The sequence below is a fragment of the Paenibacillus sp. FSL K6-2862 genome (assembly GCF_038005125.1).
GTDB lineage: Bacteria > Bacillota > Bacilli > Paenibacillales > Paenibacillaceae > Paenibacillus > Paenibacillus illinoisensis_A.
On sequence record NZ_JBBOSN010000001.1, the window covers coordinates 3,928,646 to 3,944,494 of the forward strand.

A 15,849-nucleotide genomic window follows, 5' to 3' on the forward strand; every position below is an offset into this window, starting at 1 on the left:
TGAACTGGGCTTACCTAATGCTCGTTTTATTTTGAAGCTCGCCGACTAGAGACTGAGGATAAATACTTGTTCCGATAAAACAAAAAAAGTCGCCATGCAGGCGACTTCCTCTGTGTGAATTACATGTGCGAGTTGCATTACAAGATGTTTATTCATGTATCAGCATATATACTATTTTAGCCATTTCTGCCCGTGTGACTTTACCTTTCGGATCAAAGCGAAGATTCGCTTTGCCTGTCATCAGTCCCAGAGCATTCACATGCTCTACAGCATCGATGGCCCAAGCAGATACCTGGCCTTGGTCAGAGTATGCTGCTCTTCCCGTGGATTTCTGCTTTTCCATAAACAACACTTGCTGTGCTTTCATCAACATCACGGCTGCCTCTTCGCGGCTGATGGAATCCTTCGGCCTGAAGAGATTACCGTTTCCTTGTACAATACCAAGTTCGGTCGCCTGAGCAACGGCTGATGCATAATATGCATTGGCTGGTACATCGGCATACACCTCGGTTTTCCCCGAAGAATTCAGCCCTGCAGCACGCATGATCAGGGTAATGAAATCGCCTCGGCTTACCTGCAGGGCAGGACCGTAGTTATCATCGTCCATCCCCTGAATCAGATGTTTTGCCGCCAACGAGTGAACATAACGCTCAGCCCAGGAGTCCTCCATATCCTTGAATGGTTTATGATATTCCAAGATTGCATATAACCCTGGTTGCTCCGCCTCAAACGTTACCGTTCCGGCTGCGAAGCGGCCACCTTGATATTCCATTCCTTGACCAAGCAGATATACACCCGCATATTCAGATTGAATCTGTTTTTGCTGTTCAGCCGTCAAGATTCGATTAATCTCGACCGGACTGCCGAACTTCGTAACCTCCGTCTCGTTCTCTCCTTGGATGAGGAACATACGAAGCGATTGCACTAACTCCGTGCGGGAGTAATGTTGGTATCCCGTTAGACTGTTATTCAATAGTTGCTTCGAACTATCGTTATATACAGTACTGAAACGCAGGAGCAGCTGGTCTGTCTCTCCCCATTCTTGCGGCAGGGAACCAGCCGGGAGCGTGACTTTTAATACAGGTGATGAGATCACCATAGAGAGCCCGTCTGCTTTCACTTTTTTCACCGCACTGGCAGGTAGGTATACATCAAACTCCCCGTTATCGTTCTGCTCTTGTATGCCAGCAAGTGTAATGACTACTTTTCCTCCACTCGCTGAACTGGCGGCTTGCTCCAGCGCTTGTGCTTCAGCACGATAAGTACCATCCGAAGATGGATTAAGCGTGATTTGACCATTGCTGATCGGGGCTGCTGGCATCGTCACACTATTATTTTCTGCAGGAGCTGCCGGTTTACTGTTACCTGAACCTCCTCCATTACCCGGAGTCTGTCCCCCAGGAGCCGAGGTCCCTGTAGAGAATCCCCAAATATCGGATAGAGCACTTCCACTATGCTCGTCTTCGGCTTTAGCATACCATTGATAGTAGCTTGCGTTGGAAAGTCCCTTCCATTCCACAGAGGCTTCTCGTCCACTCTCAACGTTAGCCTTGGAGCCTATTTTCTGATCCGTGTAAACTTTAACCCCGATATAATCAGTGGCTACTCGCTTTGTTGCTGGTGCCAAACCAAGATCCAAGCTAAACTCATCTTTGCCTTGTTCGGTCTCTGGATCATAGTAGTTGTAGTCATCTAGATAAGGTGAATACGTTTTGATATGGAGCTTGTTGTTTGCCATGTCAAACTGCATAAGCCGGATATATCCAAGTCCTCCTTCAGGAGCACCTTGATAATCTGCCAGCATTTGATACACGTTGCGGTCAGGAATGCCATCTCCGTTATCATCCAGCTGATCGACCTTAAGCTCGGCATCGTGATAGTGCCCGGAAAGCGCAGCAATCACGTTTTTGTTCGGTTTTACAACCTTCTCAAAAATTTGGTCGGCGATCGGTGAACGGTTATTAGATACGAGCAAATACTCATGCAAACAGAGAATGGCTTTACGTTCCGGATACTTGGCAACGATGTCGTTCATCCATTCAATCTCTTTTTCACCAAGTCCCCATCCCATATACACAATGACAAAGTCATTCCCGTTCGCTGATACCAAATCATAGTGTCCACGGTTATTCTCATATGAACCGCTAAATACCTGATTATTGATGAACCGGTCGGCTCCAAAATACTGCTGGAACTTCGCGTAATCGTTATCCTGGTGCCCTACGTCGTGATTTCCTGCGAGTACTCCATAAGGTATCGAAGCATCCTCAAGAACTTTCATGTTTTTATCTGCTTCAATCCATTGATATTCCTGGTCTGCTTTGTCGACGACATCCCCGGTATGAATAACGTATTTAATGTTCATGTTTTCTTTTTGCCCGGCGATCCAGTTGACGATGTTTTGATAAATCAGTGGATAACTCTGGGAATAATACTGCGTATCCGACATCCAAACAAATGAAAAGTCGTACGGGTCCTGTGACTCCGGTGTAGGCTTATTGCCTGCAGCAGCAGCTGTTTCCGCTAGTTCGTCCTGCACCATAATTTGGATGACATCTTCGTTTTCATAATCACCTGCCTGTACCACAGCCTTTAATTCAAAATCTTCTGTACCGGCAATAACCTGATCCAGCTGATTCCATTTTTGCTCGCTTATGCTCCAGGCATATAAGCTTACTTTTCTTCCTTCAAGCGACTTGCCCTGCCATTCGATTTCAACACGATCTGTACTTTTCACGGTTGGATCAAGCTTCACTTCGAAGCGTTGGTAAGGAAACTGCTCAACCGAATCATTGACCAGATATGTTCCATCGATCGCAGCGATTTTTTGGTAATCCTCTGCATTCATGGCTTTTTCTCCGGAAGGAACCATTTCTCTAGGCGGCTCCGTAACGGAAGTATTCAGGTATCCTGCAAAACCTTCAGCTCGGGTTGCATCGTATTTATAACCTTTGTAAAAGGTCACATTCATGTCGTCTTTGCTTGGGTCCTGAACTTTAACTGTCAGGTTGGCGTCTGTGCCAACATTTGATTGATTTTGCTTAGGCGCCACCAATTCCGGTGGTAGCGGGTTCTCATCGGGCACTTCAAACTTTACCGTGCTCTCCGCAACGTTACCCACCTTATCCGTTGCCTGAATTTGCAGGACATGATTCCCACCTTGCATCTCTCCCGATGAGGTTTTTAATGGAAGAGTAATTACATTGCCATCCAGCTTCACATTTACCTTGTCCACGCCGGCTATCGCATCCTGGATTTCAGCATCGATGATGAATTCACCACGATAGGTTTTGCCTTCTTCCACGGTTGGCTTGATATCTGGTGGCGTATTGTCCACCATGACTTTGGCCGTTAACTGCTCTTGACCATCGGTTAGAGCGACTTGATGTGCTCCATCGCTGATACCGGTGGTGTCCCATTCATAGGCTTTAGCCGTAAGATGTTCCGGTTTCAACTCAAAATGGAAGCCGATCGATTCGCTTTTCCCGGCAGAATCGCCCATTTTAATCTGTTTTTCTTTCTCAGCGTAGGCCGGATCCCATATTTCAGTCCCATCAGCCAAGAGCAAACGTACGTTTTTGACTTCAAAGTCATCTTTGTTCTCTTCCGGACGTTCATCAAACGGCGAGGTTTTGGAACCTGCCCGGATGTAGATCACATTATCCCCTTGAATTAAACGTTCTGGATCAATAGGAAAGGATAATGTCGTATAGCTTGTAATCGGGTTCATGAACGTATAGAGAATCGACTTGTCCTCCAGCTCTGGTGGTCCCATGGTTACTGCATTTTTAAAATAATAATCGACATTAACGGCTTCAAAAACGAAATATGCATCATGCTCAAGCGCAGCATAAGTACTGTCATCCGGCAGAACTTCACCGTCTATACTGAGGCTGGCGTCCATCCCCACCGCTTGCGAGGTCCCTTTAATGGTGTGCACACCACGAATGGTATCCAGTTCCTTCACATTCAGTCGAAGCGGTTCATCGCTTATTCCTCCGGTCACGGATATAACTGCTGGCTCGGTTCTCGTTTCGTTAGTACCGTCCGAAGCAACGAAATAGTACTCGATGGTTTTGCGTCCGATGAGATCGGCCGGTGACATGTTATAGTGGTACATCAGGTCATCGTAATCTTCCGTCAAACGATGTGCCGTAAATTCAGCCTGTTTATCTGAACGAACGAATACCTCTACGGATGTTACCTCACGGTCATCTTTGGCATCGACGATCAACTTTAATCCGTTCGATTGATCCGCTTCGGTCGCTTTCGTCATATCCTGAACGGTTGGTGGAACGGTATCCAACTCGATATGGACGGGTACGGAAGGAACTTGTTCCGGCAGGATGCTGCCTGGCGATGGTGTTTCCATTCCGGAGCTTGACTTGATCATCATTGTGCTGCCGTTTCTCGGATAGGTGTAAGTGATTGCTTTATCTTCCTTCGTTTCATCACTTTTGGTTCCATTTTCATAAGTCTGATCCGCATCGTAATAGGCAGAAGAGATTTCCTTCCCCGTATTCGTTTTGATTACGAGCGCTCTGCGGCCGGAATTCGCCATGCCATCACTCTGGATTGAGTGCAGCGTAACATTGGGGATGAGGTTGGTTTGATAAAATTGGTTGAAATCTTCCTCGGTATAAGCAGTGTTGGTGCTATTTTTAATCCAAAATGCAACCGATTGCTGGGCAGGAATAACAAAATCGGGATGAGTTGCCCCCCATTCCACATCCGCGCTTGATCCTTTGTCAGGATAACGATAGTACAGGCTGTAATTTTTAAAGTTAACCGGTTGGTCTGTATTGTTAAATATCTCGATATACTCATAAGCATCCGAGGACGTACCCGGTACATTTGTTGTATTCGGTACAAGCTCAGTAATAAGAAGCGTAGGTGCTTTGCTCGGATCGAATGCATCCCATTGAACCTGTGCCGAATACGGCTTGTCCATATTGCCTGCTTGTATCCGGTATTGCAATTCAGGCTCGGTAAGTGCCGACGCCGGAATCGTTGCTGTATACTCGTCTGTTTCACCAATATTCGTCATGACTGCAACACTGTATCTGTGCTGGGAAGGCGTCTTGTACAATAGCTTGACCGCAGGCTTGCTTCCATCTGCATTTGTACCCAGATTCTTGATCTGCGCCTTGATCTCAACATCCTGAATGGCTAAGGCGTCGGTTGGAGCCGTATGCATAATTTCGATTTGGGACCCTTCTTCCACAACTGGCGGAACAGCCTGTGCCGGATCAATGGATCCTGGTGTGGCTGAGATTTTCCCGGCATTCTCCATAACACTCATCTGAGTGCTTCCAGCTGCCGGATGTTTGAAGAAAATCCCCATATTCGCTTTAACCTGAGCCGGTTCATAAGCTGCTGAAACGATACTCTCGTTGGCTTGATTTTTGATCACAAGTGACCTGGCACTTCCATTCGCCATACCAGCTCCGCCCTGTATGCGGAACAAGTGCTTCCCTTCCGTCAGAGATGTTCCATAATTTTGATTAAATTGCTCAGCCGTAAGATCGTTATTGCTTCCGTTCAAAATCCAAAATACGACCGGACTGTGAGCAGGAATCAGGATGTCCACATCCTCTTCTGTCTTCCAGGTATCCTTATTATTGTAGAAGAAAGTATAGTCTTTAAAATTAATCACTTGATCCGTGTTGTTATACACCTCAACAAACTCATACGCATCCGTACTGAGGTTGGGCAGATTGGTCGTGTCTGGTACCATCTCGGTAATCAGCAGATCAGGTCCTGTGGACTGCTGCATTAGAGACATGGATGGTCGAATGGCCGCCGAGTATCCTGTCGATTGAATGATTTTTCCTTCCACGTTCATTATGTCAATGTCATAGTCTAACTCTCTGCCGGTCAAATTCTCAGCAGGAATGATCCCCACATAGGTATCCGGACTCTGCTCTAAGGGTACAAATTCCACCGGAGCATACATTTGGCCGTCTACCGAATAAGAGATACGCCCGGGCCATGACTGGTCGGTGCCATATACCGTTGCAGTAACCGTGTAATCCTGCATTTCGTAAATCCAATCAGCCGGGGTGTGGTCTACATGAACGTTTACAGCTTGAGTGACTTGTGTCTGTTCCTGGCTGTCTTCCTGCGGCAGGCTTTCTGCATGAACTGCTGGCAGTGATGTGAAAGGCATCCCGGTTGTCAAGATCATGCTGCTTAATAAAGCGATTGCAATACTTCGCTGAAGAATCCTTCTTCTGTTCAATTTAACCCGCATCTCCTTTTATTCCATTTTTGCTTGCTCCACTTTGACAAACATTGTTTTATCATAAGTGGGATTTGTTAGGAGAGTGCGCTCCCTAGGTAAATGGAAAGTTAACGATAGTACCCTTTCTCGATTAACTAGAGTTGAACAGATCCAACAAAAAAAGCCGCAAATCGCGGCTTTTCATGGAATTCTATTCTCTATCAGGCAAAGAATTGAAACCAACAAAAATAACCTCAGTCTACCAGATGTTTAAATTCTTCAATGTTTGTCTGAAAATCAGGAACCGTTTGTGTCTCTTCAGCAGCTTGGACCAGCTTCACAACCAAGTCATTATACGGTGTCGCAATTCCTGTACCTTCTGCTTTGCTCGAAACAACTCCATTAATGTAATCAATCTCGGTTTTGCGTTTTTTCTCCAGATCTTGAAGCATGCTTGCTTTGAGCAGCCGGGAAGGTTCCATCACATATCGTAACGTTTTAATTCGCTCAGGAATATCTTGTTCACTTTGGAGTTCAAGGGAAACGATATCGAATCCGTTCATTTTGACAAATTCAACCCCGTTCGCATGTCCGACCTTAATCGTTTCGTCCGCGATATGAACGGCACTCACAATACCGACTTCATCATCCAGAATGTCTCCGTATTCTCCGTTTAATGCCGCCGACAGACCACTGAATGCATTATTGATCAGCAGCTTGGACCATTTGGTTCCCACTAAGTTATCGGAAATGTGTGTTCCTCCTACCAGGTCCAAAACCGATTTTACACGCTGAATGCGATCGGACGTTACTCCATTTAATTCGCCAATCTGAAAAGCATACTTCTTGAATTGTGTGTACTCCGTTGTGAGGCTTGATACACCTGGTTCCATGAACGTGGCGCCAAACTCAACGGACCCCGCAATAACGCGCTCAGCGCCCACAATGGAAGCCACGTTCTCTTCAGGAATCCCGTTTTGCAAGGAACACACGATACTCTCATCATGTAAGAACGGAAGCAATTCTCGAAGGATGGTACTGTTGGATAATTGTTTGGTCAATAGCAGCACAAGATCATAAGTCCCAGATTTTTGGTCAGGAGTGATGGCTTTAACTCTTGCATGAAACTCCGTAGTTCCGACCACTTTAGCTCCCGTTTCATTCAAGGCATCGACATGCTCCTGATATGCATCAATTAACTCAACATCCATGCCGCCATCTGCCAGGTATGCCCCTACGATGGTTCCTAGAGATCCTGCTCCTAAGATTGCGATTCTCATTGTAATTTCCTCCTTATTTCTGCTCAAGATAGTTATATACAGGCTGTGCTGCGTTTAAGGTTAGGTCTGTCAGGATATGTGAAGCTGAAACAACTTCCAATACAGGCAAATCGGCAAGGGGTGCGAGTGCATGTTCAAAAAGCTGAAGCCGTGCTGGTCCTGTCCATGCTTCCTTCACTTCGATATCCGTAATTTGGGTTCGAATCAAATCACATATTCTTAAATTCCCATTGTAATCCGTAGCAATCTTCATCATAAAGTTAGGCCGGCAGATTTCACTTTTGGCGAGTTCCTTATCCATCGGAGCATGCTTATATCCCATCGTTGCCGTTGCAACACGAAGCGTTCCGTAATCAAGCGTGCCCACAAGTGTATCTGAATCAATGTATAGTTTGGGTGCACCTAACTTTTTGGGATACGCCGTGAGCTCTCTGCCACTTGCAATCGCAGGAAAGTTATCCACGTACATGGAATGCACATAGTCACCATCCTCACCATTGAATCGCACAGGGATAACCTGCCCAGCTTCGGTATATGCACCTAATCCGGAGACATCCGGCATCCACATCACTTCAAATTTAACCAGCGGCTCAACAATTTCCAGTGGTTCTGGCACCGCTGCCCGCAGAGCTTTTTCATCCGTTCGATAAATAATGTTTAAGTATTCCCGATTCACAAATTTATAGGGTGGCATGGGGTAAGCCGGTGCCGTTAGGGGTGTATTCAGATTTTTGGCTATGTTATTCACATCGATTTTCATGAAGGACACCTACCTTTTATGTTATGTTTTTATCTCTCTCACAAATAAAATTCTACATTAATAATTAAATTTAATATAATACATAATAAGTACTATATATATTTATTGAAATAAATAAGGGGTGCGAAACGAATGGAATTGCTGCAGCTCAAATATTTTCAAACTGTTGCCTATACCGAACATATCTCCAAAGCAGCTCAACAACTAAATATTGCTCAGCCCTCCTTAAGCCTGACGATCAAAAGACTGGAGGATGAGCTTGGTACAACCTTGTTTGATCGAAAAGGAAGAAACATTCAATTAAATGCGTCAGGGAAAATTCTATTGAAGCATGTTAATCGAATCTTTACCGAAATTGAAAATGCTCAACTGGAGATCCAGTCAGAAGAGCAGCACGTATCTAACATCATTCGAATCTCGATTACGAATCCAAGATTCCTTACCGGGCTAATTAGCGAATATATTAATAGCAACCCGCAAACCCAGATTCATCAAGGCATTGGAACGAAGAACGAAATCATCTCAAGCTTGCAAAAAGGGGACATCGATGTAGGAATAACAGGTCATCCGATCCAGGATGAGGAGATTGAGAGTTGTGTACTGGTTAATGAGGATATTGTTCTTGTTGTACCTTCCCATCATCCGTACGCTGGAAAGACAAACATCTCGTTACATCTTGTTGCAAACGAACCCTTCATATCTCTTGCCGATAATGTGGAGTACAGCAACTTTACCACCATGCTCTGCGGGAAAGCAGGCTTCGTACCCAATCAGGCCTTTGAAGTGGATTCACACACACTGCTTGAAATCATCAAGCTTGATCAGGGAGTCGCTTTGTTACCTGTTTCCGTATGTAGAAAACTGGGGTTACACTATATAAAAATTGCTGATGATTCAGCGATCTATCCGATTAGCTTATCCTGGACCAAACAAAAATCATTGTCTCCTTCGGTTCGACATTTTCGAGATTTTATTTCTATGTATTATGAATTGAATGCTGACCTCTTTATGGTGGATTAAGAACGAAAAGAAGTCATAAAAAAAGGCAGCGGGATTCACCCGGCTGCCTGCTTAATTTATCAATATACCATTGTGATGGTGATTTAATCAGCTACGGCTGTCTGCACGGGTCCAAGATTGGTCAGGTTGACACCAGACAACGTAATTGTGGTGTTACCATCTTCGGCACCTGTTATCTTACCCATGTCAAACACGATACGGCTGTTTGCATAGCTTGGCTCGGTTGTATCGAATGTGAAGGTGTACTCTTGTTCTTCCGTGGATAAGCTCACTTGCTGTCCATAAAATCCATGCCACGCGTATCCAGCGGGAACATCCACCCAGCCGATACCAACCCCCATTTTGCGGGCTTTATCCGCTTTGGCCTTGAATGTCAGCTTATACTTGGTTCCCTGCTGCATTGCAAAACCTTCATTAATAACCTGCCGGTCCCACGGATTCGTTCCCGCCTGACCGATCACAGCTTGCAGCTGCTGATTCTCAACATGAATCGCAAGGTCAGATTCAACACCGGCTGCATATTTGAACCAGCCTTCACTTCCTTTGGCAAAGTCCCCATTCGGGATCAGATTGACGTGTACCGGCTGTCCCCCCTGATCCGCACCCGGGTTCACCTCGAACAACATCACATTTTGAATGGATACACTGTGCTCTTCCGCTAGCGGTCTGCCAAGACCAAAGTTCAGTAAGGCCGCCGCATCCGCTGTTTCTCCCATTGTAAATGTGAAGGTGTATGGCTGCTTAATTTCAGTCAGATCTACCTTTTCATCCATATACTTGGCTTCGCCGCCATTACCTTGCGAGACCACAGCCTGTATTGATTTAGGTACAGAGGCTGAAGCTTCAAAGCTCAGACGATAGGTCTTGTCAGCCTCAAGAGCAATCAAACCCTGCTGCAAAAACGAATCCCACTCATCGTCTGTTGCAGCCGGCAACGTAATATTAATTCCATGGTCTTTCCCATACGTAGCCGAGAGCACGTCGGGAATTAGCGTCCAATCGTTTCCATCTGCGGTCAGTTCGCCATTCCTTACTCTATTCTGTGAAACGTCCAACCAACGTGTATTATATTCGTTTCCTTCAAAATTGACATAATACGATGTTCCGGCTTTCAGTGAAACTGCTGGCAGATATAACGTCTTATAGGATTGCCATCCCCCTGTATCTCCAAGCAGAAGTTCGGAGCTTGCAACCGTTGTGCCTTGTTCATCCTGCACACTGAATCGGACTTTTGAATCGGCTTTGGCACTTGCCATCCTTGTGGAGAATGCATATACGCCATCGTTTGCTGCATCGATTTTGAATTGCAGCAGATCACCTTCGTCCATGTAGCTGACATGTTTGCCGCCTTCATCGGAATTTTCAAGCTGCAGACCTTGCATCATCCATGCATCCGCAGCAGGAATATGAGTATAGCCCTGGATTGTTACCGGCTTACCTCGTTTAGTCAGCTTCACATTGTCAATGTAAACCTTCCCTTCGGAACTGCCGAATAAAAGCTTCAGTTCGGCTGTTACCGTTGCTGCTGACGTTGCGTTCTGTCCGATCACAATTTCACCCGAATAATTCTTGAGTTCCTGACCAAGTTGGATCTGCTGCCCTTGATTCACCTGCACATCATGCCCCTCTGCGGTAGACAAATCCAAATCCATCGTACGTGGCGAATCCGCCTTTGCATCAAAAGTGAATCCGTAGGTAGTGCCCGCTTCCAGCTTCATTCCCGGCTGTACCACAGCCACCTGATCAGAATGGCCGTTCGTTCGTAGAACGTCGACCACGAGCTGCCGTTCCATGATCGGGAACTTTAGGAAGTTGTTCACGGTAATCTGCGCTTCAGCATCAGACTGAACCTGTCTGGACCAGAAGCCGAGGCGATCCTTCCCTTGATCAAATGTGCCATTAAAGACATAATTTCCATCCGGCAGTGCTTTGCGTTCCACTGGAAGAGAGTCGGCTTCACCGATATCTATCAACCGCACATTGGTCACCGTAACTTCCCCTTCATTCAATCCCAGATTGAATTCAAACCTTGCATTGTTGTCTGCCCCATTCCGCATGTTGAAGGTGTATTCATACGGTTGCCAATCTGTAGTTAATGAGAAGCTCTTATCCTCGGAGTAATTTGTCCAGCTTTTTTCAAACTGTGTCACTTTCGAACGGATGACTCGATCCGCAGATGCCTTTGCATCGAACTGCACTTTGTATTTTCTATTTTTCTTCAAATACATCGGCATTTGTGTCAGTTGTACAGAATAACTTTCGGTTCCGGCTTGTGAGATCGTTACTTTCGCTGCCTTGCCCTTCTGCACGTCATCAATAACCTCTACCTTACCAGCCCCGCCTGCATTCGTGAGGAAGTTCCATTCGTTCGGCACACCATCTACATCCACACCTTCAGAAAAGCGATCATTGTAGATCTGGTTTCCATCCGTTTGCGGTTCCCGCTGCCATTCCGGTTCGATCGGATTAGAAGTTACGTCCGGCCATTCGCTCAATTTCTTGTACTCGTAAACCCGAACGAAATCAACACTCATCTTCTCAGAGACAAAATCACTTTCCGGCGATCCCGGCCAGTCTCCCCCAACGGCAAGATTGAGAATTAAATAGAACGGACGATCAAACGGAGCAGGAAAGGTGTAACTCTCCGGCTGTCCCGCTGCTGTCGTCTCCCAGTTATTCACCTGATGATGCAGTTTGCCGTCAACATAGAAACGAATCATGCCAGGCAGCCATTCCACCTGAAAATCATGATAATCATCTGCGAACGATTCACCTTGCGGCAAGGTAAACTTGCCTTGGTCATGCCCGTGAGAACCATCTGGTTTTGGGGAATCGTAATGGATCGTACTGTATACTTCATGATCTTTGTTTGTACCGCCAATCAACTCCATAATGTCGATCTCCCCGGAAGCTGGCCATCCTCCGTAATGTGCTTCATCTGTAGGCATCATCCAGATTGCAGGCCACATGCCCTGCTGCGCGGGCAATTTCGCTCGTACGACCACTTTTCCGTACGTCCAGTCGCCCTTCTCTTTCGTAATCAGTTTACCAGAAGTATAATTTTTGCTGCCCTTCTGCTCGCGCTTTGCTTCAATCTGCAATACATTGCGGTTGCCATCCTTAACAATACGTGTGTTATTTGGGCTGTAATATTGCAACTCATTGTTGTACACAAGCTCCGTATCCTGAACGGTCCATTTGGATGCATCCACGGAAGGCGCATTGAATTCATCATTCCAGACCATTTCCCAATGCTCATCCGGAATCGTCGTTGCAGGAATCGGTTTTTCACCTGAAGGATTGCCCGGTACGGATGGTGTCGTTCCGCCTGAATTGGAAGAGCCGCCCCCACCTGTACTAGAATTATTGCCATCGTTAGAAGTACCTGGTGTAGCAGCGTTTGGTTGCTCGGACTGTCCTGTCCCAGGAGTAGTGCTATCCTTGTATTGTCCTGGTGAAACCGCCTTCCCATTAAGCAATACGTTGCCTGCATCTACGTCCAGCAGATTGATTTTACCTTTGCTGTCAATCATGGTATTACGGGCTTTGCTGCTTACTTTTAATGTATTAATCGTACTCTCGGCTGACAACTCAACGGTAGCTCTGCGTTCAACAAACATGTTTTCAATTTGAGTTGTCCCTGTGATCTTCACATGTACCGGACTTGTGTTTTTGTCTACCACAATTCGATTCAATTTAGAGTTATGAATATCGATAGAGTGATTTCCTCCGCCCTTCACGATCACACTTCCAGTGACCGTCACTCCGTCGAGCGCCACTGTACCTTCTCCAATGGCTTCTGTAAGTAACAAGTTTCCATTAACTGTGGTATTTTCCAACGTCACATCGGTTGAGCGGACAATCAGATTACCTTCTACGTTGGATTCATAGGTACCTGGTTTGCTTTGAATATCTGATATCAACGTAGACATGATCGTAGCAGCTTCTGCTCTCGTAATGTTGGATTCAGGTGCAAGATTTCCGTTGTATCCGTTTACAATTTTATTGTTTACAAAGTAGTTCATCGCATTCCTAGCATAGTCAGCTACATCTTTGTCGTCTTTAAACGCAGAACCGAGCGATTTATTCTCACTGCCTGTCGATAACTGAAACGCACGATCTGCCATTACCACAGCATCCTGCCGGGTAATCGGAAGCTGGGGGGACAGATGTGTTGCATTAGTTCCCTGAATAATGCCAGATCCACTTGCTCGTGTGATCGCATCATAGTACCAGTCTTTTTCAGTAATGTCAGTGTATGACGCCGCTCCGGGGCCTCCAGCGAATCCGAATACCCGATCGAGCATTACAACAAATTCGGCACGGCTGATACGTTCACTCGGTCTGAATGTGCCGTCCGTATAACCTTTAGTGAGCGTCATATCCTGCATACGAATAACTGCATTTTCAGCCCAATGTCCCTGCAAATCTTTGTACGGTGCCCGAAGCAGGCTTGACGCCTGCTCCTGCTCCGTTATCATATGCTGCTTCATCTGTTCTGCCCCGACTACGGCCGGAGCTGCCAGTGAAACGATCATGCTTCCTGCTACGAGACAAGCCAACCCTTTTTTCACTCATATTCCTCCCTAGAATGTGTGGTCACTTACAGGGCAGTACTACTCTTTTACTGCCCCAATGACGATACCTTTAACGAAAAAGCGTTGTAAGAATGGATATATGACCAAAATCGGCAATGCCCCGATGAAAATCTGTGCTGCGCGAACCGTACGCTGGGAAACATTCTCCAGCATGGATGGGTCCACGTTGATTTTACTGAGGTCTTGCTGCACGATAATGGTTTGTAGCAAGGAAGCCAGTGGGTAATTTTTGACATCGGACATATAGATCATGCCATCGAACCAAGAGTTCCACTGACCTACCATGGTAAACAATGACAAGGTTGCAATCGCAGGCATGGACAGCGGTACATATACCAGTGCCAGCGTTTTAATGTGACCTGCTCCATCCAGATAAGCTGCTTCCTCCAGCTCTTTAGGCAGACCACGGAAGAAGTTCATCATCAGGATAACATTCCACACGGACAATGCACCTGGCAGCACCAGTGCCCAGATCGTATCCATCAGTCCTAGTTTCTGGACCAAGATATAACTTGGAATTAGACCTCCGCTGAACAAAATCGTAAATACAAAGAACCAGGTGTAGATCGAACGGCCTTTGAAATTAATATCTTCCTTCGACAGTGGAAATGCCGTTAGAAGCATAATCACCATACCAATCACCGTAGCAATGACGGTTCGTTTAACCGAAACCAGCAAGGAATTAATGAAATTTGAATTGCCGAACGTTTTGACATATGCATCTGTCGTAAAGCCAATCGGCCAGAAGCCGACAAGATTGGCTGAGGCCGGTGCCATGCTGCTGAACGAAACAGCCAAAATATGAATGATAGGCAGAATGCAAAGCAGTGATAGTACGCCCAGAAAAATATAGTTCGCAACGCTGAATATTCGATAGCCTTTTGTTTTGTAATACAAGCCCTTTTTCTCCTCTCTACTAGAACACGCGGTAATTCGCCAATTTGTAAGCCATGCGATATGAGATAACGATCAGAATGGTTGCCACGACCGATTTGAACAATCCTACAGCCGTTGCGAAGCTCATTTTGCCGTTCAAGATACCTAGACGGTATACGAAGGTATCGATAATATCACCTTTGTCATAAACGAGCGGATTGTACAGATTGAACACCTGATCGAACCCTGCATTCAAAATGTTTCCGATGGAGAGTGTCATGAGTACAATCGTGATCGGCATCAGGGCTGGTATTGTAATGTGCAGTGTTTGTTTGAACCGGTTTGCACCGTCCACTTCCGCAGCTTCGTACAGTGCCGGGTTAATACCGGACAGAGAAGCCAGAAATACAATCGTGCCAAAGCCAAATTCTTTCCACACATCACTAACAATCAGTGTTATCCGAAACCAAGTTCCATCCCCCAGGAAAAAGATCGGATCTCCGCCTAGTGCAACGACCAGTTTGTTCACCATACCGCCCTGCGGCGAAAGAATATCAAGCAATATTCCGCCCAGGATAACCCATGACAGAAAGTGCGGCAGATACACCAGTGTTTGACTGACCCTTTTAAAAGCAGATAAACGAACTTCGTTCAACAAAATCGCAAACAGGAATGGAGCAATTAAACCTGCGATTATTTTGAAAAATGCAATCACCAGTGTATTCCAGATGACCTGGCCTACGTCCGGGTATAAGAATAAATACTTGAAATTATCCCAACCTACCCATTTGGATTCGGTAAATCCGAGGTATGGTTTAAAATCCTGGAAAGCAATCACAATCCCGCCCATTGGTATGTACTGAAATACAATTGCCAGCAAAACCGCTGGTACGAGCATCAAATGCAAGGACCAATTCCGCTGCATGTTCCAGCGCTGTCTCGCCTTGATGGCACGCCCCTTGCGAGGCGTTTCTAACGTATGTTCCTTCACCCCTACATCCCCCATGTTCTAAAAATTTGTATTTTACAAGTGGATATGAACTTGTATATTAAAATTATAGCAACGGTTATTAGCAATCTATATCCTAATAT

At 45.9% G+C, this 15,849-nt stretch carries 7 protein-coding genes; 1 reads left to right on the forward strand and 6 read right to left on the reverse strand.

Translation table 11 applies throughout. The annotated features are described in order from the left end of the window. Positions 1-148 precede the first annotated feature (148 nt). The 3 genes from MHB82_RS17655 to MHB82_RS17665 all read right to left on the reverse strand — a co-directional run bounded on the left by MHB82_RS17655 (position 149) and on the right by MHB82_RS17665 (position 8,263). Complete coding sequence (locus MHB82_RS17655) at positions 149-6,241, reverse strand: S-layer homology domain-containing protein (protein WP_341175464.1); 6,093 nt, start codon at positions 6,239-6,241, stop codon at positions 149-151. A 236-nt stretch (positions 6,242-6,477) separates the two neighbouring features. Next, on the reverse strand, positions 6,478-7,503 hold the full coding sequence (locus tag MHB82_RS17660) for a ketopantoate reductase family protein (protein WP_341175465.1): 1,026 nt from the start codon (positions 7,501-7,503) through the stop codon (positions 6,478-6,480). Between the two features lie 13 nt (positions 7,504-7,516). Beyond that, positions 7,517-8,263 (reverse strand): acetoacetate decarboxylase, encoded by a 747-nt coding sequence (locus MHB82_RS17665; protein WP_341175466.1) that lies wholly within the window; start codon positions 8,261-8,263, stop codon positions 7,517-7,519. A gap of 132 nt (positions 8,264-8,395) precedes the next feature. Between MHB82_RS17665 and MHB82_RS17670 the strand changes: the two genes are divergently transcribed. Beyond that, positions 8,396-9,283 (forward strand): LysR family transcriptional regulator, encoded by an 888-nt coding sequence (locus tag MHB82_RS17670; RefSeq protein ID WP_341175467.1) that lies wholly within the window; start codon positions 8,396-8,398, stop codon positions 9,281-9,283. Positions 9,284-9,366: 83 nt separating this feature from the next. On the opposite strand, the gene MHB82_RS17675 is transcribed toward MHB82_RS17670, so the two are convergent. From MHB82_RS17675 to MHB82_RS17685, 3 genes are read right to left on the reverse strand one after another with little or no spacing between them, the layout of a single operon-like run. Beyond that, positions 9,367-13,857: a carbohydrate binding domain-containing protein gene (locus MHB82_RS17675; RefSeq protein WP_341175468.1), complete on the reverse strand. Its 4,491-nt coding sequence runs from the start codon at positions 13,855-13,857 to the stop codon at positions 9,367-9,369. Between the two features lie 42 nt (positions 13,858-13,899). Next, on the reverse strand, positions 13,900-14,778 hold the full coding sequence (locus MHB82_RS17680) for a carbohydrate ABC transporter permease (RefSeq protein WP_095286604.1): 879 nt from the start codon (positions 14,776-14,778) through the stop codon (positions 13,900-13,902). Positions 14,779-14,797: 19 nt separating this feature from the next. Beyond that, the gene (locus MHB82_RS17685; protein ID WP_095357528.1) at positions 14,798-15,763 is read right to left on the reverse strand and encodes an ABC transporter permease; all 966 of its coding nucleotides are present in this window, start codon (positions 15,761-15,763) and stop codon (positions 14,798-14,800) included. Positions 15,764-15,849 lie beyond the last annotated feature (86 nt).

Bases quoted from the DNA above. Each gene is read 5' to 3' on its own strand.
- MHB82_RS17660 (WP_341175465.1), bottom strand. From the start codon at position 7,503: ATGAGAATCGCAATCTTAGGAGCAGGATCTCTAGGAACCATCGTAGGG.
- MHB82_RS17665 (WP_341175466.1), bottom strand. From the start codon at position 8,263: ATGAAAATCGATGTGAATAACATAGCCAAAAATCTGAATACACCCCTA.
- MHB82_RS17670 (WP_341175467.1), top strand. From the start codon at position 8,396: ATGGAATTGCTGCAGCTCAAATATTTTCAAACTGTTGCCTATACCGAA.
- MHB82_RS17685 (WP_095357528.1), bottom strand. From the start codon at position 15,763: ATGGGGGATGTAGGGGTGAAGGAACATACGTTAGAAACGCCTCGCAAG.